This window comes from Bradyrhizobium sp. Ai1a-2, assembly GCF_000426245.1.
GTDB lineage: Bacteria > Pseudomonadota > Alphaproteobacteria > Rhizobiales > Xanthobacteraceae > Bradyrhizobium.
In genome coordinates this window covers 11,426-35,492 of sequence record NZ_AUEZ01000080.1, presented here as the reverse complement: position 1 = coordinate 35,492, position 24,067 = coordinate 11,426, and the positions used below count along the sequence as shown (strand labels likewise).

Genomic DNA, 24,067 nt, shown 5'->3' with positions numbered 1-24,067 from the left:
GGCCTCGCCTACCTGCGCTCCGCCACCAACGGGCTCGCCTTCGACGTCCGTCCCGGCAACCCGACCGCCGGCGAGCCGCAGGGCTTCCTCGACGTCGCCCTCATCGCCGTGCTGCAGGTCCAGGGCGAACTGCCGCTCGAATTGGTCAACCGCTGGAACGCCAGCCGCCGGTTCGCGCGGCTGCAGCTCAGCCCGCCGTTCCTGGCGCTGTCGCTCGACGTCTCGGTCGCCGGCGGCGTGACGCCGACCAACCTGCGGGCCCAGATCGAAATCTGGGACCACCTGGTGCAGCAGCTCGTGGCCTATCTGCGCGACGAACTCGCCAACCTGGCCAAGGTAAACGACAAGGCCAAGGCCTTGGCTGCGCAAGGCGCGGGCGCGGCCGTGCAGACGCCCGCGACCGAGCGCGACCACATCGCCGAGCCCGACGTGCCCCACACGGTCCAGTAGCCGCGCCAGATGCGGATCAAGGCCGCGATCCATACCGGTGGAAGCCGCTTCGTGTGGCGACGACGCGTTGCGCGCGGGCTCGGCGCCGCGCTCGGCGCGCTGGTCGTCTTGCTCGGGGCCAAGCCGATCGCGGCCAGGGCCGCCCCCGACGTGGACGGCAGGCTGAAAGCGGCCTCGGCGCCGGCGGCCTGGCAGGACTTCGCCAAGCGCCTGCAGCTTCGATTGCAGGAGCGCTTGGCGTCGGAGTCCACGCCGGCGCTCCGCTTCCATGAGGCGATCGCCAAGCGTACACCCGACGCGGGGGCGACGCCCCCGTCGATCGTCGTCCGTGTGTGGGTGATGCCCGACGGCAAGGTCCAGCGCATCGAGTTGGAAGGCCTTGACGATGATGCCTCGCATGATCTGTCCGCGCTTCTGATCGGCGATGGCGTCGGCAGCACGCCGCTCGACATGCCCCAGCCGCTGCGCATGCGGCTTTCCTTGCGTCCGAAGACGCCGCCGGAGAATTGAACGTGCCGGCACCGGCATCAAAGCGATGGCGCGGCCTGGTGGCGGCAATCGCAGCACTGTCCACCGCGCTGATGACGACTGCCGGCGCCGAGCCCGCCACGAACGATGCGAGCTTCGCGGTGCGTTTCGCTGCGATCGAGGTGCCTGCGGACACGGTCCCCGCGCCGGGCCCGCCATCAGCTGGACCGCTGGCTGGTCCTTCAGCAGCGGCCAAGCCGGAATCGCCGATGAACCGTCGCGACGCGCTCGCTTATTACCGGGCGCTGATCGAGAAGGAGGCGGGGCGGCAGGGACTGGCGCCGGCCATTGCCGAGGCCGTGATGGCGGTGGAGAGTGGTTACAACCCCGGCGCAATCGGCGGTGTCGGCGAAATCGGGTTGATGCAGATCCTGCCGTCGACGGCGCGCATGTTGGGCTTCATGGGAAGCAATGCCGAGCTCGCGATGCCCGAAAACAACATCCGTTATGGGGTGACTTACCTCGCGCAGGCATGGCGCCTTGCCGGCGGCGACCTTTGCACCGCCACGATGAAATATCGCGCCGGCCCTGGGGAGACGCGCTTCTCCCATCTCTCGGTCAACTACTGCCTCGCGGTCCGCGCCAAGCTCTTCGCGCGCGGATTTCCCGTCACCGGCAGCGTCCCGATAGCAACCTTCGGCAAGCCGACAGCGCTGGGTGGCGGTTGCGGAAAGAAATGTCTTGGGACAGCCGGCATCGGCCGCGTCGATCTCGCAGGGCTCAACACAAGGCTCAGCACAATCGTGATGCAAGTGCGCGGCGCGCGGTGAGGGATGTGAAGGTTAGCGCCCCGGCTTGGCCGATGGAGCGACAGCGGCACGAGCATTCTTGCCCTGGGAGCCGTACTGTTAGCCGGTCGCACACGGTGCCTGGCCGCATTTTTGCCCGGAAACGCTCGCCATACCTGCTTGCCAAGGCCCGGACCGAACAGTAGAAGGACCTCGCAGCGCGGTGGCGATTTGCCAATAATCCCGCCCGCCGCCATTGCCTCCGGTCATAGACTTAAGCTATTGATACCGTTGAGCAATTCTTGGGGAATGGTGTAACGGTAGCACAACAGACTCTGACTCTGTTTGTCTTGGTTCGAATCCAGGTTCCCCAGCCAGCCCTAACCCACTGAAAATAAAAACGTTTTAGAGATTGGGTCCGCTCGCTATGGGCTTTTTCATGTTGCGCGTGTTGCAATAATTTACCCTATGATTTCAATGGTTCCAATTTGATCCCGGCAAGTCCGTGCGACATGACTGCGACATGGACCCAAAACAAAAAGCCCGCCGGCGAACCGACGGGCCCTTGATGTCTTGGGAACTGGGGCGATCACTCGCAGCGGATCCACCGGACCCATCTGCTGGCGACCCATCCCTGCAGGCCGTGCGGTGGCCCCCGATCCTTCCGCTGGATTCCCGTTACGCGGGTCCATTCCGCGCTGCAGATCGATAGATCGTCTCGCGTTTCGCACTCGGCGTCATCGACCTCCAGCCGCTGGCCCGGCCGAAACGCGCCGACGACGCCGGAGTTGGCGGTTGGTGCCTCCCGCAGGTTCAGAAACCCGTCCGGCGTTGGCAGCACAACCGCACATCCGTCAATTGTGGCGTACGCCGGGGTGACGGCCACCGACAGAATCGTCCCGGGCGCGAACGTCGGCGTGAGGATGGAGCCCAGGGCCGCCGCGAAGCAGCCGAGAGCGAGGATGCTGGATCGCCTCATTGGTCGCCCCCATCGCGCAGCGCGTCGCGAAGGCGGCCGCGCTGGAGCTCAAGACCCCTTGCGAGGCCGACCAAATGCAGCGCGAGGTAGGCCATCGATTCCGGGTCGACGTCCTCGATGTTGAGGTGCAGCAGAATCCGGCAGAACGCGAGCAGCTCGGAGGTGCTATCCTCCATCTGGGCAACGATGCCTAGCGGGGTTTCTTTTGGATTCAGCGAGATAGTGGTATCACAGGTCAGCTTCGACACGATCCAATCCTCCTGTCGGGGTTAGAGCCGGGAGGAAGGTTGCACTTCCTTCCGGCTTGCTTTTAGGTTATACAAAAATATGGCAAAGTCAAATAGTGTTATACCTAAAAAACAGCGGGGGCGGCCCGCCACCGGCAAGGCCCCTATTGCGGCGTTGAGGCTGCACCCCGAACTGGCTGCGGCAATCGAAGCGTGGGCTGTCCGCCTCCCCGACAAGCCGAACCGCTCCGAAGCCATCCGCCGGCTAGTCTCCATTGCCTTGAAATCAAAGGGAAAATAAGGGGTAGGGCAGTGGCAGAACGCTTGGGGGACGTTCTTTTCTGGGTTGGGAGCATCTTCGCGGCTTTGTGCGTTCTGGCAGGCGTGGCGGTGGCTGTGGTCATGGTTCGTACGGGCAACCCTGTGGACGTCGCCCAAGCTCCCTACGTCGGCGCTGGAATCGCCCTATTCGCTCTTGTCCCCTGGCTGACCGGGCGGGCGCTTAGATACGTTTTGGCGGGACGATTCTAGTCACCGAGCCGCGAGCCTCAAGCTTTGGACGACCCTACGAAGTATCCGTCATTCCTCTGGAAAAGCTGGTTCCGAAGAGCCCTGGAGCTTGGGGAATCTCCCAATCCTAAATAATACGTTACCAGAGGTTGTGAAACGGAACCGCTAGAGGGGGCTTGCCGTTGCTACGGCACTGCCGTATATATGCATGCACGGGGTTATCGAAACTGAAGATTTTCTGAGAGATGCAGCTGACGTGGGAATGTCGGCCGAGGAGCGAGCGCTGATAGTAAACGCCCTATCCGAAGATCCAATGCTTGGATCTCCGATGGTCGGAACTGGAGGCGCTCGAAAGGTCAGATTCCCGATACCCGGGAAGGGTAAATCGGGAGGCTACCGAGTGGTCCACTACTACGGGGGCAAAGATATTCCCGTATTCATGCTGGCGGTGTTCAAGAAAAATGAGAAGGACAATCTGACGAACGCCGAAAGAAATGAACTAAAAAAAGAGCTGGCCGGGCTGGCAGAGGACTATCTGAGGTCGGTCAAACGCAAGGCAGCCGAGTTACGTAGGAGAGCAAGATGAGCACACTTGGAAAGCGCCTTATTAAGTCCGCGAAAAATGCCCGCAAGATTGCGCGCGGAGAGGCTGACCCCGCTTCCTTTCAGGTCCACGTCCCTGAAACTCTCGATGTCCAGAAGATTCGCAGGACGCTTGGCCTGAGTCAGGAGGCGTTCGCGCTACGATTTGGCATTCCGGCGGCGACCCTCAGGGACTGGGAGCAGAGGCGCCGAACGCCGGAGGTATCTGCTCGCATTCTCCTAAAGGTCATAGAGAAGAATCCGGACGCAGTCACTGAGGCGTTGGCTACTGCTTAACGCGCGCGCCCGCCCAGCCATTCTGCTCAGCCCTCGCCGAGTCTCACGTTGGTAGCGCGCGGCCGGCCCGTCGGATCGGCGGTCAGCTCATAGCAAACACGCATCCCGAACTGCGGCTCTTCGAAAAACAGCAACTGCGAATGATGGAAAAAGATGTCCTGGCGGCTGCCATCGTCGCCGCGAATAAAACCGAACTTTCTCTCAGGGATGTATTTTTGTATCTTACCGGTAGCCACGTCCTAAAGTCCTTATTTTGATTGGCGATTCCGTCGCCTCGGTGCGGCTGTCTCCCCAGCCGCGAGGGATTTCGCTTCCCGCCACCGCCGATACGTCTCCCGCCTGCGCGCATTCCGCGCCTCGACCATGTCATCCCAGGCCTCCTGGGAGATGTGGTCGGGCTTAACCGGCTTCGGTTTCTTCGGCTTCGGTGGCGGCGGCGGATGGGGTGAACCGAGCTTGCGATGCAGGCGCCGATAGATCGCAGCCTTCAGCATCGACGATGTGTCGTCAGCAATGTCGAGCTCACGGATCCCCGCCTCGAGCTCGAGAAGCTTGATGTCGTCGAGCGCCTCAAGCCACTCCGAGCCACGATTGACCCACAGCGGTTTGGCGCAATCCGACATGGCGGACAAGATCGGCACGGTAAGCGCGGCGGGGCCGTTGGTCGACTCCGCTATCGACCGGACCAGCGTCACGACATAGTCGGTGCCAGTGGAGGGGAAGCGCTTCGGATCCACACCATGCATCAAGTCGCTGCGACGCATTCGGAACCTGAGATACTCGGCCACGTCCTCCGGCACGGACTCGATTTCCATGTCGGCGAGAATGCGCTGGAGCTTATCGATGAATTGCAGCGCTTCATGCGGCTCTGGCGGTGACGGTGTCGGCGGTGACCGTGGTCTACCGATACGCTTGCCGTTCTTCGATAGCTTGGCCAATTCATACTCCAGTCAAATCCCCGACCGCTGCCGTACATCCGGGCAAACGGCCGGGGTTCATCGCGACGGGATGGGCGCCGCCGCGAAACGGATCAATCTTCGTCTTTCAGCCGATCGGCCCACGGATGATCGAGTTTCCCCGAACAGACGTCGCCCAGCGCCTTCGCCGCCGGAACGCTGGCCCTTCTATATCGCTCCAGGCGCTCGCTCAGTGGCCCGCCATAGCGCGCTCTAAGCACATGTATCGTAGAATGCCAGTCGCCGCCAAACGTATCGGCAAGCTCGCTAGCGGCACTGATGACGGCGCGCTCGACAGCGGCGGCGGCGCGATACTTCCTGCTCAGCGTCCCGATCGCCGCGTCGAAACCGACCTCCCCAGACAGGATAGCGATTTCGTGTGTTATCTCGAGCTGGCGGTTCATCGAAACACCGTGATGGCGAGGGCGATGGTGCCCGCGAATGCAACCGCCGACACGACGACCGGGATCGATTCGGCGACGGCGGGATGGCGCACCAGGAAGCGCGTGCACGCATTAAGTGTGTTCGTGGCGCCGCGGATGGCGTTTACCGCCGCTGCGCGTAGTATGACTCTGGTCATTTCATTGCTTCTCCGAAAGTTTCGGACTTCGCGGCACGATCGGCGCGGATCCTGTTGACGATCTTCATGCCCTCGTCGGCCTCGCGATGGCCGGGGTTTACCTCGCCGTGGCCGTAGACGGGCGTGTTGGGGTACTGTTCCTCAACCAGGCGGCGCACGGTCTCGAGCTGCTTCTCGGTCACGTCCTTGTCGTTCTTCGCCGCGACCTCGACGCCGACGACGTTTCTGTTGTTTAACGAATTGCCCACGACCGAGCCCCAGGAATTCTTGATGTGCTGGCCGCGACCGTCGAGGACGTGCAGATTGCCATCGCGGTCGACATGATATTGCGTGCCGAAGTGACGGCCGCGCTCGTTGTTCCAGACATTCTCCAGTTGAGACGTGGAGAGGTGATCGCCCGTGTGATGGACGATGAATCCCGCGGGAGCCTGACCGTTGGGGGCTTTCAGCGCGCCTGGTGACGTCGCTGCCGGTGCGCTGTTGTTGGCTTGCGGTGCAGACGCAGCGCCGGGATTCTCGAAGTGCGCCTTTCGTCTGGCGAGTTCGTTGCCCCAGCCCTCGCGGAAACTCTCCGCGGTCTGCGGGCCATGCATGCCTGGATAAGGGTTGCCATGCACATTCGTGAGGGCGCCGCGGGTGAAGTGGCCCATGCCCTGTTGGTGGATCATGTAGAGGTCTTCATCGGTCGGTTCGCGGCCGAAGCGTTTCTTGAAATCCGCTCGATCGGCCTCGATCTTGCGCCCCATCGCCTCAGCGTTATCGTGCGCAGAATAGATGTTGCCGGAGCCGAAGCGCTTCCATTCTTCCGGAGAAAATTGGTACAGGCCTTTGTATTTCGTCGACTTGTTGGCGTTCGCCGATGGGTTCATGTCTGACTCGATCGAGGCGATGGCTTTCATCGTATTCGGGTCGACGTGATGCCGCTTCGCCGCTGCCTCGATCTCGCCCTCGACCTCTGCAGAGCCGCGACGGACCCGAGGACCCTTAGCGACCGGCTTCGATTCTTCCTTGTGGCTGGGTGAGGCGATCTCGTCGCCCTCGCCGCCGCTGAACTTCGGCTTGGGAGGATCATTGCGTGGGTCAGTGTCACCTTCGCCGCCGGCGCGGTCGCGACGAGGCGGGCCCTGCTTATCCTCGCGCTTCTCAGGTGCCCGATCGCGCTTCGGTGCGTGGTGCGTGCGCTGGTGATGCGGCCGGCCGTGATGACCGCCGCCGTGACGCGGTCCACGACCGTGCGATGGCGCAGAGCCGCGGCCTCCGTCGCCCATGCTGGAATCGGCGCGACCCTCGGGGTCATAGCCGACAAGATCTGAGCTTGTATCGACCTCGCCGACCTCGCCGAGCAGGATACGACCGACTGGACGACCGTCGACCGTGATTTCGCCAACGACCCTCACTTATTGACCCACCGCATCATGTCCCAAGACCACTTTTGCTCGCCCTGCTGCTCGCCGATGATGACGACGTGAGCAAGCAATTCGTGAAATTCCATCAGTTCAGTTTCCGCAAGTGGGACCCCGTTCGAGGCGCAAAACAAACGCATTTGCAGAACGGGATCCTGCGCTAGTTTTTTGCTGCTTCCTCCGGGTCGATGACGGCCTCGTCGCGATGCAGGCGCGTCAACGCAGCGGTCGCGGCACTCATGCCCTCGTCATCAAGGCGATCGAGGATCGCATCGAGCTCGCCGCGGCTACGCGGGAAGGCCACATGCACGTCATCGATCTTCGAAACGGATGCGACGGGCAGCATGGTGACCCAACGCGGCATCGAAATCTTCGTGCCGTCGGTGCCTTCGCCCTCGATCACGCCGGTGAGATCGGACAAGAAGCCCTCCAGCTTGATGCGCTCGCTGGGCTTAAGGCGTCGCACCTCGATGAGGCGCCCGAGGGCATCAGCCTCGCGCTCGCGTTGGGCGTAACGTGCTACTCGTTCGGAAAGTTCGGTCATTTGGTTCTCCTCATGCATCTGAAAAGTTGTGGTCGCCGGCGAAATATCTGCTCACGCCATCCGGCGATGGGGCTTGTGTCGGAAATTCATAGAGGGCGGACATGCTGTCGGCGGTGGCCTGAGCCAACGTCCGGCCGTCGACCTCAAGCTTGACAGGGACCTGGATAGCCTGCTTGCCGCCCCCCGAAGGTACGAAACTCGACTTCTGCGCCGGCGGCATCGCGCCGGACGGATCGTCCATCTTCCAATTTCGATCGACGCCCTTGCCGCCGCCCGTGATTCCCAGGCGGTCGCCGATGCCGCTGACGATGCCCTTGATCTTCTCCCAAAGCGCCGTCAGTTCAGAGATGAACGTGCCGATGGCACTGGTGATGCCACCGAGAACAGTTTTGATGGTCTCCGTCGGGATCTTGCCGATCTGCTCGAGCACGGTCACGATCCCGCTCATTCCCGGCACAGTGCTGATTAGAGTTTTGCCGATGTTTAGTAGCGTGTCGGCGTGCGCCTTGATTGAGTCCCAATTCAAAATTGCGAACGCTCCGAGCGCCGTGGTTAGACCAACCATCGCACCAATCGGGCCACCAAACGCGAAGCCGGCCGCGCCGCCCATGAGGAGACCGGCGCCAAGTGAGGCGCCCCCCTTCAGAACCTGCTCGGTGCCGCCTGGGAATTTGTTCGCGGCGATTGCCAAGTCGCTAAGCGCGGCCGTAATTCGATGCAGCGCTGGGATTGCCGCGGTGACCGCTGGGCCGCCGAGCGACGTCAGAAGAGAATCGAATGCGTTGTGGAGGTTTTGTATGTTGTAGCTAAGCGACTCGTTCTCGAGCATTTTCTTGACTTGGTCGTTGACCGGCGCCTGGCCGAGTCTTGCTTGCTCGGCCTCAATTTGCCGCAGGTTGGTGACGAGGTCGCCCACCTCACGCGCCGTTGTCTGCCTGCCGCTGACGCTCGAGATGAATCTCTGGGCATCTGCCGGCGCCATGTCCTTAATTTTCTCGTACAGATTATGGACAAATCCGCTGAGATCTTTGCCGGCGAATTGCGTGAGGCGCTTCTGTGCCTCGGGGCGGATCACCGCCTTGCCGTGATCGGAGTACCACTCGCCCTCCTTAAGGAGTCCGGCCTCCTGCATGTTGAGCGCCGTCTGCTTGGTCATGCGGCCGGTCGCGAGTTGCTGGAATAAACTGTAAAATCCGGTGCCGGCGCGATTGCCGCCCATCGATTGGCCGACAATCATCAGTTTCGTGCGCGAGTCGTCATCGAGTCCACGCGCTGCGGTGCCGGCTTGTTTGTAGAAGTTCAAAACCTCGCTGGCACCCATGCGCCCGTGCGTAAACAGCCGCAGGCGCGCAGTATCGTCGAGGAACTTTCCGGCTTTGGCCTCGTCGAAGTTTCCTTTGTCGTCCGCGAACATGCCGCCAATTTCGCCGGCCCTGACGGCGTCCATCAGGTCGTCCTTGGCGCCGAAGTGCTGCGATAGGCGCTGATATACGCTGGCCTTTTCCGCGAGGTGTTTGGTATGCTCCCAACCGGCGATAGAATAGAAATCGCCTCCAATTTTGGCGGCATCGGTGACGTTGAGCCCAGTCTTCTTCGCTAGGTCGAACGACATCTTCGAGTATTCGCCAGAGTCAACCGCCTTCGCGATGTCGCCGCCGAGTGCTTTGATTTTGAGCAACTCGTCTTGAAACTCGCTCGCTTTCTTGACTGCCTTTTCGAGCCCGCCCAAGATCGCAGCGCCGCCAATGATGGCGCCGATGCCAGCAAGGGCCGGCGCCCACGCCTTGAACGCCCCCGTTAACGAGGTCGCTTGCCCGTGGATGCCGGAGAGCTTTGACGCGATAGCAGACAGCGCCGACATCGCGCCGGCGTGGTTGGCGATGATGTCGAGTGAAACGCGATAATTTGCGCCGTCAGACATTCAGTTGCCCCCAGTCCCCTTATGCCGCAGCCGCGCAGGCAGCGCGCCAAGCGTCTGAGTCCGCGTAGTACTCGCCGTTCAACAGGTCAGCTTCAGTTGCTGCGCGTGCCCTGAACTCGTTTGGGCGTACCGGGGCACCGGGATAGGCGGGCTCCGTATGCGGCACGAGCACGACTGTTTTGTCACCCTGCCGCTTGAGCCAGACCGGCGCTTCCTTCGCGGCCTCGGTCGCAACGGCCTTCTCGAAGTCGACAGCATTCATCGCAAGCGCGGACTGGATTTCGCCTGTTGCCTTCGAAACCACGGGTTCGACATACGCAATCGCTTCCCTCAACTCGGCCAATTCCGCCGCAGCCTCGGGATGCGACACCTCGATCAGCGAGGTCGTCAATGCGTCACGCATTGCCGGTGAGATCAGTCGGTCCTGATCAGCAGCCCAGGGAAACTCGACTTGCTCAAGCAAGGCGTGGATCATCTCGGGCGATAGATCCTTAATGTGCCGCTGGAGCAACTCCTCACGACGCACCGCCGGGAGCGCCCGGATCCGGTCGCGGAATTCGGCGCGAGTGAATGCGGAGACCAGATCCTGCTTATCGACCGCCGCAGGCTTTAACTGCGCCAGCCTCGATGTCACGCTCTTGCGGGCACGCTGCAGGGCTACGGTGCCCCTTGCGACCGACGGGAGAACGTCCTCGCGGCCGAAGCGGCGCGCCTCGTCGGCAACGCCTCGCTCGGTGAGTTTGCCGGAACCGCGAAGATTGGCGGCATGGTCTTTCATGCGGTTGCCAGCGGTCAACGAGTCGCGGAATGCGCGCTCGAGGCCTTGAATTGCGGCGTTCTTCGTGGCGCCGAACGGCCAAAGCCTGTCGTTGCCAGCGTGGTCGAGAATTTTCGGGGTGCCCATCTGCTGATTTTCCTTTCAGATCATTCGAATTCGACGTGGACGACACGCTGCGCAAAGTCGGCGGCCCAGACCTTGTCCTCCTCGGTCTTAAGTTCCGAGATCGAGGTGCCAGCGTATGGATTCCAGCCGGACGCCTCACACACCGGCTTGCGGAATTGGGCGAGAACGAAGTCGCAGATCGACTGCGCACGCTGCGCGGTGTCGCCATGCAGGCGCTCGCCCATACGGCCGGCGCCCCACTCGCGGTCGAGCAGAACATGGTATTTCGCGCGCAGGCCCTGGCGACTGGTGCTGCCGTTGATGAGCGCGGTTGCGGCGTGCATATCGACCGGCATCGCGCCGTCGATCTCGTCTTTCAAAGCTTTGATGTAGTCCATTTTCATTCTCCCTATGTTTCACCAATTTCCGAATACCGCCGGTGGCGGCGACAGTTTCGATGCGTCCCAGACAGCGATTGCGAGCGCCAAGACCAGGTCGTCATGCTGCCCCTCGCGGGCGCCGAACTGCATCCGCCCGGTGTCGGTGTAGTTGACGCGAAAGTCGCTCAACTCGCGGACGAGCGTTGCCGCCTCGGGAAGATCCTTCTGGATCAGAAGCCGGTTCTCGTGCAGCAGTGCCTGCAACCTCGAGATGAGCAACATTTTCGGCACCTTGTGCGTCCAGTTGTCCATGCTCTCCTTGTCGCCGCTCGTGATGAGCACGCCCTTCGGCTTGACGCCGCAGTTGAGGAACATGTCAAAGACCGGTGCACCGCAGCCCGTCTTGTCAATTGCCAGCGAAATGTTGCCGGCCCATACACCCATCTGAAGCAATCGGGTGACGCGGGTCACGATCGCCGGATATGTCGTCTGAAGCGGCACGCGCTCGATGAAGCCAACACGAAAAACTTCTGGCCGGACATGGCTGCGCGGGTTTTTCGGATCTCCGAACCAAACCTTTTCGGTAGTGCGCTTGACGACAACGATCGCCGTCGAATCGTTCGTCTGGCCGAGGTCGACGCCCATGAAGAACTTGTTCGTCTCCTCGACACGCTGGGGGAACGCGTTGTTATCTGACAGCATCAACTATCTCCGATCGTGCAGAAAGGGTTCGAATTCATCGGTCAGAGCCTGCTGGATCAGAGAGCTCATAAAGGCCGAGGTGTCGGAGTCGATGAACTGGCACTCGAATTCTTCCGAGAAACGGAGCGGGCCAAGATCCCGCAACTCATCAGCCAAGTACTCTGGAGCGATGCGGGGGCACTCGGCCGCCTTGACCGAGATGCGCTCCCAGTCCTCGCCCGTATTCCAATTCTCGAAAAACCAGCCACGCCGGCCCTTGGGCGTGCTCATGGCGATGATCCTGCCGCCAGTCGTCGCCAGCGTCGGTCTGATTGCCACCATCAGCTCGTCAGGAACGCGGGCAGCCTCGTCGACAACGATCAGGTGGGCCGTGTAGCCACGGGCAGACTTCTCCGAGCCGGGCAAGCTGATAATGCGCGAGCCGTTGTCGAGGCTCATGCGGGTCAAGGATTCCTGCTCAGCACGGGGCGCGCCATCGAGCTGCTGCCAGAAGCCGTGGACCTTTCGGAACAATTCGGTCGATTGAGGCTGGGAGGGCGAGATCAAAATGATCGTCGCCGGTGCATTATGCAGCGCCTCGTGCAGCGACAACAACGCGGCCGTTGTAGATTTGCCCCACTGTCGACAACAGTTGAGCAGCACCTTCCGGCTCGTGCTGCTCAGCAGGCGCTGCTGCATGGCATCTGGGTCGATGCCGCAAGCCCGGGCGAACAGGACCGGGTCGAGGGCGTGGGTGAGGCGGCGCACAAGGCTAGACATCGACAGTGCCCCGCTCGAGCGCATCAGCGAGAGACCGAGCCAGGACCGCGAAGGTCTCGTTGGAGATCTTCTGCCCAACCATCCGGTCGAGCCGGTCGATCTCCTCGACGGCAGCCAGCATGTCCACGCACCATCCGTCGATCGTGGCACGTGCTGCGGGGTGTACACCCGCAGGGATCGACCTCCGGCGGGCCTCAATGAAGCGGTGCAGGTCGCCAAGCAGCTTGTTCATCACGGGTTCGGCCTCAGCTCGATGAGGCGGCCCTGTGGATGACCAGGCGAGGCCACCGGTGCGTCGGCCAGATCGAGGGCCTGCAGTGCCTTCACCACGTCTGCGCGGGCCGCAGGGTGCGCCTGAAGGGCCTTGAGGATGGCGCGCTGCGCCTTCATGAAGTCGGCGCTTTCGGCCAGGTTGATATTCTGGTTGACCGTCAGTGACGACAGCGTGCTGACCTCGCCGGTGACCTTGCCGATGGCCGCGAGCACTTTGGTGAGAGCGTGACTGACGGTCGCTACACCATTGGTATCGCCGGCGTCGGAACAGGCCGTGAGCTGAGCGGTTAGGGATGTGCGTAGCAACCGGAGATAGTCGAGTATGGAGTCAGACTCCGCGCCGGCTTTCTGCGCCCACGTTTCTAGTGCGCCCGGGCCGGCAAGAAATGTGCTCTTGCTCTCATTTGAGACGTGAGACTTCCAATGTCTCTGAATTGCGTCTTCGCTGACGTCGAACTTCTTCGCCAAGCTGGCGCTCGAAGCGCCACCAGCCTTGAGCAGCTCAATGCGCGCCCGATCGACGGAGCGGCATACCATGCATCGCGGACGACGCTTGCTCACCGGGCTCGACCCTCTCTCATTACCTGCGGAAATCCACCGCGGCGCGAATCACCCAACCGCGTCGCATTCCGCACATGAAATATGCCGTAAGACGTAGGTGCTGACAATGAGATTTTATATCCGTTTGTCACGATATTTTCCCAGTAATTACAGGATATTACTAGTTCATGTCGCGTCCATGTCGCATTCAGCAAGCCGTCGTTACATGACGACCGTCCTTCAATGCCGGCGAGGGCCGCAAGCACGGAACCGCGGGGGGACGTGGAGATGTTCCGCGATCACGAAGGCGTGTTGTTGGTGTGGCGTGGCGGGGCAGTGTCGAAAAATCGAGGTGGCGACGCGGGAGAAAATATGTCGTCTTCACGGGGGCGTGAGGAGCGTCCCAGCTTCCCCTCTCCAATCCAGCGGTGACCGAAGTGACCGAGCCTCCGTTTTCCGACGTCATGGGTGCGCGCGTCTGACGTCCATTAACAGGGGAACGGTCATTTCGGTCACCCGGCTCAATTCTGCTCATAGCTGAGCAACACCCGCAGCCCGAGCAGGCCCTTCGCGGCCCTGGTCCGATGCCTTGGGAAGCCTTTCGCCTCGAGGGTGCTGTTCAGCTTCTTGCTGGTGCCGCGACCACGAAGCCGTGACGAGGAGTGGGTCTCTTCGCCCGTGCCCCACTGCACAACCTCGTGGTTGGGCAAGGTTGGGCAGGTTGGGCACTTTCGCCGTCCCAGTCCCTGCCCCACCACCACCCCATAAGGGGTGTGGGGTAGGGCTGGGCAGTGCAAACCCGTCGAGGCTGGGCGGTTTATCAGGTTGGGCAGGCTGGTGGCCTTGATGCTTTCGACGAAGTTGAGCAGCGGTGCAAAATCACTCATCGGCCGTCACCCTGACGAACTTCTTCCTTTCGCGGCGCTCCGGGTCCTTCTCCTCTACAACGACTAGGCTGCCGGCTTTAACCCATGCGTCGATCAGTCCCCGGACCTTGGCCTTATCCGCCTTGACGGTTAGGTTCAGTTTCAGCGCTTTGGCGATCGGTTTCCCGACCCAGTCCTTGGCCTGGATGTTCTCTTTCCAGTTCCCGGGTCGGATTTCCCTCGCGGCGTTGTCGAAGTCTGCCCCGGTCACCCCGTCGAGATGGTTGGGCGGTTTCCATGTGGTCACTACTCCGACGCTATCGCCTTCCGGATAAAGGTCGGTGCGGTTGCCTAAGCTTACGGATGCGAGCTTGAACCATTTGCGCTCGCCCAGTGGTGACATGTTGGCCTTGCCGTCATCGACGGAGAAATAGCGCCAGTGATGGTCTATGCCGAGTTTTTCGGCTTCGGCCGGCGTCATCTTGTTCAAAACCTCAATGCTTCGGGCGGCACCCACTAGTGAGCTGGCGCCACGGCCGTCATCGACCGTGGCCTCGTTCCCGTTGGTTTTGCGGATATGGTGCTCCAGGTTGATGCTACAGCCGGTTTCGTCCGCGATCTCGGCGAGCTTCTTGACTACGGCATCGATGGCGGGATTATCGTTTTCTGCGACACGATGGCACGACACGAATGGATCCAAGATCATGACATCTATGCCGCGGTCTCTGATGGCCTTCTTGAGCTCGTCCACAACCGGGGTGGCGATCATGGTTCCCGTCTTGGCCTGCTGGGCAATGACGATCGGCGTCGACCTGCCGCTATCTGCGAACAGGTAGCCATCTATTTCATCTGGCTTGATTCCGTAGTGGAGGCATGCAGCCGCGAATCTGCGGTCCGTTTCCTCCGATGGGTCCTCGCCGTTCCAGTACCAGACCCTGAGCTTTTTGACCGGTTCTATACCGAGCAGAGCGCGGCAACTGGTCATCGCCAGAGTTTCGACCATGCGCCTTGATGACTTGCCGCCGCCCGGTGCGCCAAAGCCAGCCGAGACAAACTTGCGTATGTAGTGCCTGCTGTAGAGCAGTTCGCGCGGCGGGATCGTTGCGGGGTCGCGCCATACCCACGGTGTTGCATTGATCGGCTGGGGCGCATCCGGCACGATCGACGGCGTGTCTCTGGCGTCGTCTTCCACGATGTATTCTTTCATTGCGCCGCTTCCAATTTACGGGTCATCAGCGCGTCATTGAGATCGCTTCCGATGGTTGAGCGGAGTGTTGAGGTTGTGCGTCCTGCGCTGTGCCAACGGCGGCGGCATAGCTTGGTGCAACGTGTGCTGGCTTCGCCCGCCTCGACTGCGATCACGAGTTTCTTGACGTGGGGCAGCACCGGGAAGAATGAAACGGCGCCGACACTGCCGACCGCCCAGCAGGGGAAACCCATGCCGGCCTCGCGCGGTGTCATTGCCGTCTCCAACCCCTCGGCTATCATTAGCTTTTCGCCCGCTGGAGCTAGCTTAACGGCGCTGCGATGGACAACGCCGAGCATGCGCCGCTTAGTCTTTGGCCATCGCCCGGGCATATCGACCCGGATGCGATGCACCGCGGTGATGATGTCGTCGTCGATCGATCGGAATGCCGCGATCAGGCACGGAATGCGATCGGTGTTGCCGGTGTCCTCGTTCCGCCATGGTGTCCGCGGGTGGAAGCGCAGAACGGATCCCGCGAGGTCATCGTGCAGCGTCAGCGCTCGCGAGTGTAGGTATTGCTCGGCCGCCGTGCCGCGCGGGTCGACGCCTTCGTTCCATAGGCGTTGCGCTCGCTTGATCCGCTCCAGGTCTTCCTCGGTACGCCTCATTTCGTCAGCCTCTTTATCGACTGCTGCTAAATCCCATTTTCCCGCGAACGCAGGCGGGATCGTGCGCCGCTGTTCGTCCCCCGGCTCCCAATCAGGCAGGCCTAGCTTGTGTCGCACATAGTCGCGGCAAGCGCGCCAGTCGTCGTTGGCGTGGCTGTGACATAGGAATCCGTCCGGCGCAGCGTTGGATATGGTGACCGATAGTGAGCGGTCCTGCGACGTGTGTCCTGGCCCAGGTGCCACCACCTGGCGCCCAGAAATTTCACCGCCGAGCGCGGTTGCGATTGTTCGTAACGTGAGCACTTTGTGCCCTCCAAAATAGATTGGAGGCAGCAAACACTTGACAACTCAGGTCATTTGTGTACAAACGATCGTACCGGAATTGATTTGCTGCCCAGAACCGCCAGTTCGCGCTGGCGGTTTTGCTTTGACTGGCGGCCCGAACCCGCGTTAATGGGTGCTGTACTGCACTCTGCTGTCTCCGCTCGGATCGATCAGAACGGAATGTCGTCGTCGAGGTCGCCGCGGCCAGACGGCGCGTACTGCGCGGAGATGTCTGTCGGCTTCTCGATCGCGCTCACGCCGCGCTCCTGCCGGCAGCTACGATCAGGCGCTGAATTCCCTCGTCGCCGAGAAGCGGCAACAGGATCTCATACGGCGTGCTGACGAGCATTTTTCCGTCTTTCCGAAACTTGAATTTGCCGGCCTCGGCGGCGTGGTACGTCTCGCGTGCACAGGTGCCGCGAATCGCGCCGATCACCTCCGCGCCACGCACGGGCGCGTGCAGGTCGTATTCCCGATTGTGTAATTTGATGGTTGGCATTCTAATTCTCCGGTCTGTGGTTGCCGGAGAACGGAAGTGCTCCGGCTTGTTTCGCCGGTCTCTTCAATAGTCAGATTTGCTACGGAGAAAACAACTCAGATTCCGCCTCTGTCAGAGACGGAAACTTCCCCGGCGTTCGTAGAGATAGGTCTTACTCGCCGCGCCTAGCCCAAGGCGCTTGAACTCTGCGGCGATTTCTGGCTGCAATTGCTTCACAGGCGTGTTCGGCGATGCCTGCAAGATGCTGTCGGCGATGCGGTTGCGCTCGGCTATACGCTTTCCCTTTCCGGTGCGGCCGCCGGCGGTGCTTACATACTTGGTGTTATCCGACCGCGTGCCATACGAACCTATCGCGAATGCGTAGAGCAATGCCTTCGCCAGCGCCCGCTCGCGTTCCTCGTTGGTCGTCGCCGCAGCCACCTCTGCCGCAGCAGAGGGCAGCCGCAGCACAGCCCATTGCAGGGCCTCCCGGTCAGGGAGCCCATGGGGCCCATGCGTTTTGAGCGATGCCTCGCCGGTATCGGTTATAAATTGCACGGCAACCGGCAAGCTGGACAGGTCCTGCTTCGTCATCCCTGTCCCCACAATTTGCCTTCGGCATCTGCGAGCCTCTCGCTGTCATCGCCGCCCGGGAACAGATGGCCGTAAGTATCCATCGTCACGGTGATCGAGGAGTGCCCGAGCCGAGCCTGCACCACCTTGGCCGGCAATTCGAGCCCGCCGTCGGCGACGCGGTTAATGCACCAGGACGCGAAGAAATGCCGCCAGCAGTGCAAGCCGCTGTACTTGGCCTGCACCATCGGCCGGCCATCTTCGTCGCACTTCGGCCTGCCGCTCTCGTCCAACACCGGCTTGGTGACACCGGCCTTGAGTTGCAGCGGCCACCACGAGCGCTGCATCAGGTTCGCGTGATCAAGCACGGCACCGGTCCGGGTCGAGAACACCACGCCCAGATCGCTCTTTTTGCTCGCGAGCTTCCATTTCGTCAGTACGGCGGCAAGCTTCGGGGTGATCGGCACAGTGCGGTGCCCGGCTTCTGACTTCGGCGAGCCGATGTCGCCGTGGATGTTGGCGCGCTGCACGACATGGAGCTCGCGCTTTTTCAGGTCGACGTCCTCCCACCGTAGCCCGCGCAGTTCGCTCGCGCGCAAGCCGACGAATATGCCGACGAGAAACAGGGCTTGAAACTGGCCCTCCTCGGTGGCCTCGATCAGCGCCCGGATCTCGGTCGGCGCTGGAATGTCGGCGCCGACCCGGAGTTTGCCCTTCTGACGGCGTTCGGCACGCTTCTCCTTGCCCCGCTTGCGCCGAGACCGCAGCTCGCGCACGACATTGCGGGAGACATGGCCGCGTTCCTGGGCGTCGGCGATGATCGAGCCAAGGCTGACCCTGATTTTGCGAACCAGAGATTGCGAGCGCTTATCTGCCAGCAGCGCGTCTTCAAAGGCGCGGACCATAGGAACACTCAGGTCTGCCAGTTTGGTGCGCCCCAGTCGCGGCACGATGTGCAAGTCGAGGTGCCGGCGGTATTCGTCTATGGTCGTGCGTTCGAGGTGGTTGGCCTCGGCGGTTTTGATCCAATCCTCGCCGGCCTCGGCCACCGTAATGGTCTTGCTTGCCGGAGTGTGGATGCCCTGCGAGATCTCGACCGTAGCGATCGCCGCGAAGGCGTCGGCGTCCCGCTTCTTGGCAAACGTCTTGATGCAGCGATCGCCCTCGTGGTCGCTGTAGTCGACGATCCATGCCTCGCGCGCTTCGCCGCTCGCGGTGGCCCATTTTCGCTTTCGCACTGACATGCTGGCGCTCCTTGATTCGCGCCCATCATGTTGCATTTCTATCCGTTTGTCAACAGTATCTACCGCTATTACTAGTACCTCCGCCAATGATGCATGCGACATAAACGCGACATGAAACCAAATTCTTCAATGAAATCAATGTATGAAAACATCCTCTGACTCTGTTTGTCTTGGTTCGAATCCAGGTTCCCCAGCCAGATTAGGCTAACCCCACAACAGTTTGATCTGAAACCGGCTTTTCACCGCGGGCGATGGACCATCGGGTAGGGCATCGCCGCAGCCGCTGGTTTCGATGTGCGCCGGATTGCTCGCAGGATGCGCGACAGCCGTGACCATCGCTGTCAGCCTTATGCAGACGTGAAGGGCAGCTCCGTCACGCGTCAACACCTGCAGTGACGCGCCACCTCACACTCGAATGCGCACGCCGCACGTGCAGGGCGCGATTGCCTAGCGTTGAAGCAGCATCCAGCGCGATCATTTGCGTGATGCGTATGCGCGCTCGCGTCCGGCTCGGCTTGCCGAGGTCAGGGTGCCATGCGATGCTGGTGTGCCAAGAAAATTGGGGGAGTGGGGGCTGCGACGGCTCTTGGCCTTCCCATGCATAAAAAGCCCGGCACCGGGCAAGGGATATTGGAGACGTTCGAAGATGAGATTTTCACATGTCATCGGGCTGTTTTCGGCTGCCGTCATGTCGGTCGCCCTGGCGGGCAACGCTGCGGCCCAAAGCAAGACCGTCAAGATCGGCGGGATCTTCCCGATGAGCGGCAATGCCGCGAGCATCGGCGTTCACGTCAAGCAGGCGTTCGATGTCGCGCTCGACATCATCAACAACCCCCATCCCGAGCTCGGCGACTTCCCGCTCGCCAAGAATGGCGGTCTCGCAGGCCTCGGCGGGGCCAAGGTCGAGATCGTCTACGCCGATAACCAGGGCAGCCCCGCGACCGGGCAAAACCAGGCGCTGCGGCTGATCACGGAAGAGAAGGTGGCGGCGCTGACCGGCGCCTATCAGTCGGGCATCACGCTGACCGCGAGCGCGATCGCCGAGAAATACAACATCCCCTTTGTCAACGGCGAGTCGGTGGCGCCGAACCTCACCGAGCGCGGCTTCAAATGGTTCTTCCGCGTCACGCCGATCGCGACCGATTTCGCGCGGGTCTATTACGACTTCCTCAACGACATGAAGGCCGCCGGCGCCAAGACCGACAATATCGCGATCCTCCACGACAACACCGAATATGGCGCCTCCGTCGCCAACACCATCACGACAGCGTTCAAGGAAAAGGGCATCGCGATCGCACTCGACGTCGCCTATGCCACCAACGCGACCGACGTGCAGAGCCAGGTGCTGCAGCTCAAGGAGAAGAAGCCCGACGTCGTCATCGTGATCTCCTACACGTCGGATGCGATCCTGCTCGCCAAGACGATGCAGGCGCTCGATTACAAGCCGCCGATGCTGCTCGCCGACGATGCCGGCTATTCCGACCCGTCCTTCATCAAGGCGGTCGGCAAGATCTCGCAAGGCACTTTCAACCGCTCGTCCTTCAGCGTCGGTCCCGCCGGCTCGCCGACCGCGATCATCGCCAAGATGTACAAGGACAAGAGCGGCGATGACATGGACGATACCGTCGCGCGCCAGATGCAGGCGTTGTTCGTGCTGTGCGAGGCGATCGACCGCGCCGGCTCGACGGAGCCGGCCAAGATCCAGGCCGCGCTGAAGGCGACCGACCTCAAGCCCGACCAGATCATGATGGGCTACAAGGGCGTCAAGTTCGACGACAAGGGCCAGAACATACTGGCGTCCGGCCTGATCATCCAGTTGCAGGACGGCGAGAACTACCTCTCGGTCTGGCCGAAGGCGAGCGCCGAGAAGACGCCGATCATGCCCTACAAGGGCTGGTGATGGATTTCTTCACCTCTCCCATCGGGAGAGGTCGATTTGCGCAAGCAAATCGGGTGAGGGGTTACGCTCTATCGATGGACCTGATCCCCTCACCCGACGCTTCGCGTCGACCTCTCCCGATGGGAGAGGTGGTCCGTGGAGCCCACAGCCCAATGATCCAACGACAAGACATCACGCGTTAAGTCATGACCTTCACGCTTGTTCAGGTGATCGTCGGCGGCCTCCTGCTCGGGGCTGTCTACGCGCTGTTCTCCTCCGGCCTCACGCTGGTCTGGGGCATGATGAACGTGGTCAACTTTGCCCATGGCGATTTCGTCATGCTCGGCATGTATGTCGCGTTCGTCGTCTACACGCTGCTAGGCGGCGGGCCGCTCATCGGCGCCCCGCTTGCGACGCTGTTGCTCGCGACCCTTGGCGTCATCGTCTATTTCGCCCTGATCCGCGACATCATGAAGGGGCCGATGCTGGCGCAGATCCTCGGCACCTTCGGGCTCGCGCTATTGCTCCGCTATTCGGTGTTCTGGTGGTTCGGCGCCAACTTCCTGTCGCTGCCGGAAAACCTCGTCGGCGGCACCTTCGACATCTTCGGCATCCGCCTCCAGGCCTCGCGCCTGCTGGCCGGCGTCGTCGCGCTGTTGGTGACGCTCGGGCTGCATCTGTTGCTGACGCGCACCACGCTCGGCTCGCGAATGCTGGCGGTTGCCGAGGATGCGACCGCCGCGCAGCTCATGGGCATCCGGCCCGACAGCATGCAGGCGATCGCCTGGGCGATCGCGGCCGGCGCCACCGGCCTTGCCGGCGCGTTGATTGCGACCTTCTTCTACATCGTGCCGACGGTCGGCGAGACGCTCGGCATCGTCGCCTTCGTCACGGTCTCGCTTGGCGGCTTCGGCAGTGTGCCAGGTGCGCTGGTCGCGGGGCTCCTGATCGGGGTGATCGAGTCGCTGTCGGGCTATCTGATCGGCGCTGTTTACAAGGACATCGTGGTCTACACGCTGTTCCTTGGCTTCCTCTGGTTCAGGCCACAGGGCCTGATGGGCAAGACGTGATGCGGCGCGCTCTCTGGCTCCTGATCGCGCTCGCGCTGGTGATCGCTTATCCGTTGGTGTTCACGACGCCGTTCCAGCAACGGCTCGGCGCGCTGGTCCTGCTCTATGCGATCGCGGCCTCCGCCTGGAACATCATCGGCGGCTACGCTGGACAGGTTTCCGTCGGCCACGTCGTGTTCTTCGGCTGCGGTGCCTATGCCGCGATGGGCGCGTATGCGCATTTCGCGCTATCGCCGCTGGTCGGAATTCCCGCCGGCATCGTCTTTGCCGTCGTGATCGCGGCCGTGATCGGCAGGCCGACGCTGCGCCTGTCGGGACATTATTTCAGCATGGCGACGATCGCGGTGGCCGAACTGGCGCGGCTGATCGTCACCAACACCGAATATCTCGGCGCAGCCGTCGGCCTCAGCGGCCCGACCGTGCCGCGCAACGTCTTCGATCTCTCCTTCATATCGGCGCTGCCGTACTACTATCTGTTCCTGGTGATCCTGATCATCACGCTCGGCATCACCTGGTGGATGACGAAGAGCCGGATGGGGTTCTATCTGCGCGCCATCAAGGATTCCGAGCGCGCGGCGCGTTCGCTCGGCGCGCCCGCGAGCCGCATCAAGCTTTACGCCTACATGCTGAGCGCAGGGCTCACCAGTGTCGCCGGCGCGCTCTACGCGATGATGTTCGGCTTCGTCGATCCGGAGTCCGGTCTCGGCATCCTGATCTCGGTGAAGATCCTGATCATGGCCGCGCTCGGCGGTGCGGGCCTCCTGTTCGGCCCATTCGTCGGCGCCGCGATCCTGGTGCCGCTCGAGGAAATCTCCAACAGCCTTTTGGGCGGCAAGGGCGCCGGCCTGACCTTCGTCGTCTATGGCGCCATCATCGTGCTGATCGCGCGGTTCCAGCCTGGCGGCATCCTGGCGCTGATCAACCGTCTCTGGGCGAAGCGCCGCGCCAAGCCGATGGAAGAAAGCATCGCGCAAGAGGCCAGCCATGCTTCTTGAGGCGCGCGGGCTGACCAAGGCTTTCGGCAGCTTCAAGGCGGTCGATGCGGCCAGCGTGACGCTGGGGCAGGGCGATATCCTCGGTCTCATCGGCCCGAACGGCGCCGGCAAATCCACCTTCTTCAATTGCCTGACCGGCGATCTCGCGCTGACATCGGGCCAGGTGCTGTTCGAGGATCACGACATCACCCGGCTGGCGCCGGAGGCACGCGCACGGCTCGGATTGGCGCGCACCTTCCAGGTGCCGCAGACCTTCGAGGGCATGACGGTGCTGGAGAACGTGATGATCGGCGCCTTCCTGCGCACGCCGCATCGCGCCGAAGCCGAGACCAAGGCGCGCGCCGTGCTGGAGCGGGTCGGCATGATGCGGCTTGCGGATGCGCCGGCGCGCTCGCTCGGCACGCCCGGCCGCAAGCGGCTCGAGATCGCGCGGGCGCTCGCGACAGAGCCCAAGGTGCTGCTGCTCGACGAGGCGATGGCCGGGCTGACGCAGCGCGAGGTGCAGCTTGCGATCGAGCTGGTGCGCGAGATCCATCGCTCCGGCATCACGCTGGTGATCGTCGAGCACATCATGGAAGTGATCATGTCGCTGGCGAGCCGGGTGATGGTGTTTCACCAGGGCAAGGAGATCGCGCGCGGCAGCCCGCGCGAGGTGACGTCGAATCCGGCTGTTATCGCGGCCTATCTCGGCACCCGTGCGGCCAAGGCCGCCGCCGGTCACACCCCGATCGAGTTGATGGGCGGGCCCGCGACATGACCGGGCCGCTCCTGAAGCTCGAACATCTGGAAGTCCGTTACGGCGACCTGATCGGCGTCTCCGACGTCTCGCTGGAAGTGCCTGTGGGCAGCGTGGTTGCGCTGCTCGGTTCCAATGGCGGCGGCAAGACCACGACGCTGAACGCGATCGCGGGTTTGATCCCGGTGCATGCCGGCAGGATCCATTTCAATGGCGAGGAGATCGCGGGCCAGAGCGCGTTCGCGATCGTGCGCAAGGGTCTCGCTTTGTCGCCGGAAGGTTGGCGGCTGTTCGTGCAGCAGAGCGTCGAAAACAACCTTCTGCTTGGCGCCACGCCGCTGCAGGACAAGGCGCGCATCAGGACGTTGCTCGAGCGCGTCTACGAGATCTTCCCGCGCTTGAAGGAGCGTCGCAGCCAGCGCGCCGGCACCATGTCCGGCGGCGAGCGGCAGATGCTGGCGGTCGGCCGCGCCCTGATGAGTGACCCGAAGCTGTTGATGCTGGATGAGCCGTCGCTCGGCCTCGCGCCGGCCGTGGTGGAGTCGATGTACGAGACGTTCGGCCGGCTGCATCGCGAAGGGCTCACGATCCTGCTCGCGGAGCAATCGATCGAGCTCGCGCTGGAAGTCTCCGACTTCGCCACCGTGCTGCAGGTGGGCAGGAGCGTGCTGTCAGGCACGGCCGCGTCGCTGGCGCAGGACTCGCAGGTGCAGAAGGCCTATCTCGGCGCGTGATATGTAGATCTGTAGGATGGGTAGAGCGAAGCGAAACCCATCATCTTCTTCGCGGCAATCGATTGATGGGTT

31 protein-coding genes and 1 tRNA gene are annotated in these 24,067 nt (G+C 62.1%); 11 read left to right on the top strand and 21 right to left on the bottom strand.

Annotation, left to right across the window (positions count from 1 at the left end):
• The 4 genes from K288_RS47420 to K288_RS0134905 form a co-directional block, all read left to right on the top strand.
• On the top strand, window positions 1–450 hold a 450-nt coding region (locus K288_RS47420), incomplete at its 5' end, for a YbjN domain-containing protein (protein WP_043161494.1).
• A 51-nt stretch (window positions 451–501) separates the two neighbouring features.
• A complete protein-coding gene (locus K288_RS49860; RefSeq protein ID WP_210164439.1) occupies window positions 502–960 on the top strand; it encodes a hypothetical protein in 459 nt (152 codons plus the stop codon).
• Between the two features lie 2 nt (window positions 961–962).
• Window positions 963–1,748: a transglycosylase SLT domain-containing protein gene (locus tag K288_RS47410; RefSeq protein ID WP_244443369.1), complete on the top strand. Its 786-nt coding sequence runs from the start codon at window positions 963–965 to the stop codon at window positions 1,746–1,748.
• Between the two features lie 261 nt (window positions 1,749–2,009).
• Window positions 2,010–2,083: transfer RNA gene (locus K288_RS0134905), tRNA-Gln, on the top strand.
• Window positions 2,084–2,295: 212 nt separating this feature from the next.
• On the opposite strand, the gene K288_RS0134900 is transcribed toward K288_RS0134905, so the two are convergent.
• Window positions 2,296–2,685 carry an SH3 domain-containing protein gene (locus tag K288_RS0134900; RefSeq protein ID WP_027583716.1) on the bottom strand — a complete coding sequence of 130 codons (390 nt, stop codon included), beginning with the start codon at window positions 2,683–2,685 and terminating at the stop codon, window positions 2,296–2,298.
• Window positions 2,682–2,933 carry a hypothetical protein gene (locus tag K288_RS0134895; RefSeq protein WP_027583715.1) on the bottom strand — a complete coding sequence of 84 codons (252 nt, stop codon included), beginning with the start codon at window positions 2,931–2,933 and terminating at the stop codon, window positions 2,682–2,684. The genes K288_RS0134900 and K288_RS0134895 overlap by 4 nt, the downstream gene beginning before the upstream one ends.
• Window positions 2,934–3,630: 697 nt before the next feature.
• On the opposite strand from K288_RS0134895, the gene K288_RS0134885 reads away from it, so the two are divergent.
• Window positions 3,631–4,008: a type II toxin-antitoxin system RelE/ParE family toxin gene (locus tag K288_RS0134885; RefSeq protein ID WP_027583713.1), complete on the top strand. Its 378-nt coding sequence runs from the start codon at window positions 3,631–3,633 to the stop codon at window positions 4,006–4,008.
• A complete protein-coding gene (locus K288_RS0134880) occupies window positions 4,005–4,301 on the top strand; it encodes a helix-turn-helix domain-containing protein (RefSeq protein ID WP_027583712.1) in 297 nt (98 codons plus the stop codon). The genes K288_RS0134885 and K288_RS0134880 overlap by 4 nt, the downstream gene beginning before the upstream one ends.
• A gap of 26 nt (window positions 4,302–4,327) precedes the next feature.
• Here K288_RS0134880 and K288_RS0134875 read toward each other — a convergent pair whose 3' ends face one another.
• The 19 genes from K288_RS0134875 to K288_RS0134775 form a co-directional block, all read right to left on the bottom strand.
• Window positions 4,328–4,537 (bottom strand): cold shock domain-containing protein, encoded by a 210-nt coding sequence (locus K288_RS0134875; RefSeq protein WP_027583711.1) that lies wholly within the window; start codon window positions 4,535–4,537, stop codon window positions 4,328–4,330.
• Between the two features lie 12 nt (window positions 4,538–4,549).
• Complete coding sequence (locus K288_RS0134870) at window positions 4,550–5,239, bottom strand: hypothetical protein (RefSeq protein ID WP_027583710.1); 690 nt, start codon at window positions 5,237–5,239, stop codon at window positions 4,550–4,552.
• A 92-nt stretch (window positions 5,240–5,331) separates the two neighbouring features.
• Window positions 5,332–5,661 carry a hypothetical protein gene (locus K288_RS0134865; protein ID WP_027583709.1) on the bottom strand — a complete coding sequence of 110 codons (330 nt, stop codon included), beginning with the start codon at window positions 5,659–5,661 and terminating at the stop codon, window positions 5,332–5,334.
• The gene (locus K288_RS0134860) at window positions 5,658–5,837 is read right to left on the bottom strand and encodes a hypothetical protein (RefSeq protein ID WP_027583708.1); all 180 of its coding nucleotides are present in this window, start codon (window positions 5,835–5,837) and stop codon (window positions 5,658–5,660) included. The genes K288_RS0134865 and K288_RS0134860 overlap by 4 nt, the downstream gene beginning before the upstream one ends.
• Window positions 5,834–7,234, bottom strand: coding sequence for an N-acetylmuramoyl-L-alanine amidase (locus tag K288_RS49855; protein ID WP_051334895.1), 1,401 nt, complete (start codon window positions 7,232–7,234; stop codon window positions 5,834–5,836). Before K288_RS49855 ends, K288_RS0134860 begins: the two co-directional genes overlap by 4 nt.
• Before the next feature lie 166 nt (window positions 7,235–7,400).
• Complete coding sequence (locus tag K288_RS0134845) at window positions 7,401–7,784, bottom strand: hypothetical protein (protein WP_152535809.1); 384 nt, start codon at window positions 7,782–7,784, stop codon at window positions 7,401–7,403.
• 10 nt (window positions 7,785–7,794) lie between these two features.
• The gene (locus tag K288_RS0134840) at window positions 7,795–9,705 is read right to left on the bottom strand and encodes a hypothetical protein (protein WP_027583706.1); all 1,911 of its coding nucleotides are present in this window, start codon (window positions 9,703–9,705) and stop codon (window positions 7,795–7,797) included.
• A gap of 19 nt (window positions 9,706–9,724) precedes the next feature.
• Window positions 9,725–10,609, bottom strand: a complete 885-nt coding sequence (locus tag K288_RS0134835; RefSeq protein ID WP_027583705.1) for a hypothetical protein — start codon at window positions 10,607–10,609, stop codon at window positions 9,725–9,727.
• 20 nt (window positions 10,610–10,629) lie between these two features.
• A complete protein-coding gene (locus K288_RS0134830) occupies window positions 10,630–10,986 on the bottom strand; it encodes a hypothetical protein (RefSeq protein ID WP_027583704.1) in 357 nt (118 codons plus the stop codon).
• An 18-nt stretch (window positions 10,987–11,004) separates the two neighbouring features.
• Window positions 11,005–11,670, bottom strand: coding sequence for a hypothetical protein (locus K288_RS49850; RefSeq protein WP_152535808.1), 666 nt, complete (start codon window positions 11,668–11,670; stop codon window positions 11,005–11,007).
• Window positions 11,671–11,673: 3 nt separating this feature from the next.
• Window positions 11,674–12,429, bottom strand: coding sequence for a terminase family protein (locus tag K288_RS0134820; protein WP_027583703.1), 756 nt, complete (start codon window positions 12,427–12,429; stop codon window positions 11,674–11,676).
• Window positions 12,422–12,661 carry a hypothetical protein gene (locus tag K288_RS0134815; protein ID WP_027583702.1) on the bottom strand — a complete coding sequence of 80 codons (240 nt, stop codon included), beginning with the start codon at window positions 12,659–12,661 and terminating at the stop codon, window positions 12,422–12,424. The genes K288_RS0134820 and K288_RS0134815 overlap by 8 nt, the downstream gene beginning before the upstream one ends.
• Window positions 12,661–13,170, bottom strand: a complete 510-nt coding sequence (locus K288_RS0134810; protein WP_152535807.1) for a hypothetical protein — start codon at window positions 13,168–13,170, stop codon at window positions 12,661–12,663. Before K288_RS0134810 ends, K288_RS0134815 begins: the two co-directional genes overlap by 1 nt.
• A 593-nt stretch (window positions 13,171–13,763) precedes the next feature.
• Window positions 13,764–14,129, bottom strand: coding sequence for a hypothetical protein (locus K288_RS0134805; RefSeq protein WP_027583700.1), 366 nt, complete (start codon window positions 14,127–14,129; stop codon window positions 13,764–13,766).
• Window positions 14,122–15,315: an AAA family ATPase gene (locus K288_RS47395; protein ID WP_084799951.1), complete on the bottom strand. Its 1,194-nt coding sequence runs from the start codon at window positions 15,313–15,315 to the stop codon at window positions 14,122–14,124. Before K288_RS47395 ends, K288_RS0134805 begins: the two co-directional genes overlap by 8 nt.
• Window positions 15,312–16,298, bottom strand: a complete 987-nt coding sequence (locus K288_RS0134795) for a toprim domain-containing protein (RefSeq protein WP_152535806.1) — start codon at window positions 16,296–16,298, stop codon at window positions 15,312–15,314. Before K288_RS0134795 ends, K288_RS47395 begins: the two co-directional genes overlap by 4 nt.
• Window positions 16,299–16,539: 241 nt before the next feature.
• Window positions 16,540–16,785: a hypothetical protein gene (locus K288_RS0134785; RefSeq protein ID WP_027583698.1), complete on the bottom strand. Its 246-nt coding sequence runs from the start codon at window positions 16,783–16,785 to the stop codon at window positions 16,540–16,542.
• A 111-nt stretch (window positions 16,786–16,896) separates the two neighbouring features.
• Window positions 16,897–17,358 (bottom strand): hypothetical protein, encoded by a 462-nt coding sequence (locus tag K288_RS0134780; protein ID WP_027583697.1) that lies wholly within the window; start codon window positions 17,356–17,358, stop codon window positions 16,897–16,899.
• Window positions 17,355–18,581 carry a site-specific integrase gene (locus K288_RS0134775; RefSeq protein ID WP_027583696.1) on the bottom strand — a complete coding sequence of 409 codons (1,227 nt, stop codon included), beginning with the start codon at window positions 18,579–18,581 and terminating at the stop codon, window positions 17,355–17,357. The genes K288_RS0134780 and K288_RS0134775 overlap by 4 nt, the downstream gene beginning before the upstream one ends.
• 646 nt (window positions 18,582–19,227) lie before the next feature.
• Between K288_RS0134775 and K288_RS0134765 the strand changes: the two genes are divergently transcribed.
• The 5 genes from K288_RS0134765 (at window position 19,228) to K288_RS0134745 (ending at window position 23,995) form a co-directional block, all read left to right on the top strand.
• On the top strand, window positions 19,228–20,481 hold the full coding sequence (locus K288_RS0134765; protein WP_027583695.1) for an ABC transporter substrate-binding protein: 1,254 nt from the start codon (window positions 19,228–19,230) through the stop codon (window positions 20,479–20,481).
• A gap of 185 nt (window positions 20,482–20,666) precedes the next feature.
• Window positions 20,667–21,530: a branched-chain amino acid ABC transporter permease gene (locus K288_RS0134760; RefSeq protein ID WP_027583694.1), complete on the top strand. Its 864-nt coding sequence runs from the start codon at window positions 20,667–20,669 to the stop codon at window positions 21,528–21,530.
• Window positions 21,530–22,525 (top strand): branched-chain amino acid ABC transporter permease, encoded by a 996-nt coding sequence (locus tag K288_RS0134755; protein WP_027583693.1) that lies wholly within the window; start codon window positions 21,530–21,532, stop codon window positions 22,523–22,525. The genes K288_RS0134760 and K288_RS0134755 overlap by 1 nt, the downstream gene beginning before the upstream one ends.
• The gene (locus K288_RS0134750) at window positions 22,515–23,282 is read left to right on the top strand and encodes an ABC transporter ATP-binding protein (protein ID WP_027583692.1); all 768 of its coding nucleotides are present in this window, start codon (window positions 22,515–22,517) and stop codon (window positions 23,280–23,282) included. The genes K288_RS0134755 and K288_RS0134750 overlap by 11 nt, the downstream gene beginning before the upstream one ends.
• Window positions 23,279–23,995 carry an ABC transporter ATP-binding protein gene (locus K288_RS0134745; protein ID WP_027583691.1) on the top strand — a complete coding sequence of 239 codons (717 nt, stop codon included), beginning with the start codon at window positions 23,279–23,281 and terminating at the stop codon, window positions 23,993–23,995. Before K288_RS0134750 ends, K288_RS0134745 begins: the two co-directional genes overlap by 4 nt.
• Window positions 23,996–24,067 lie beyond the last annotated feature (72 nt).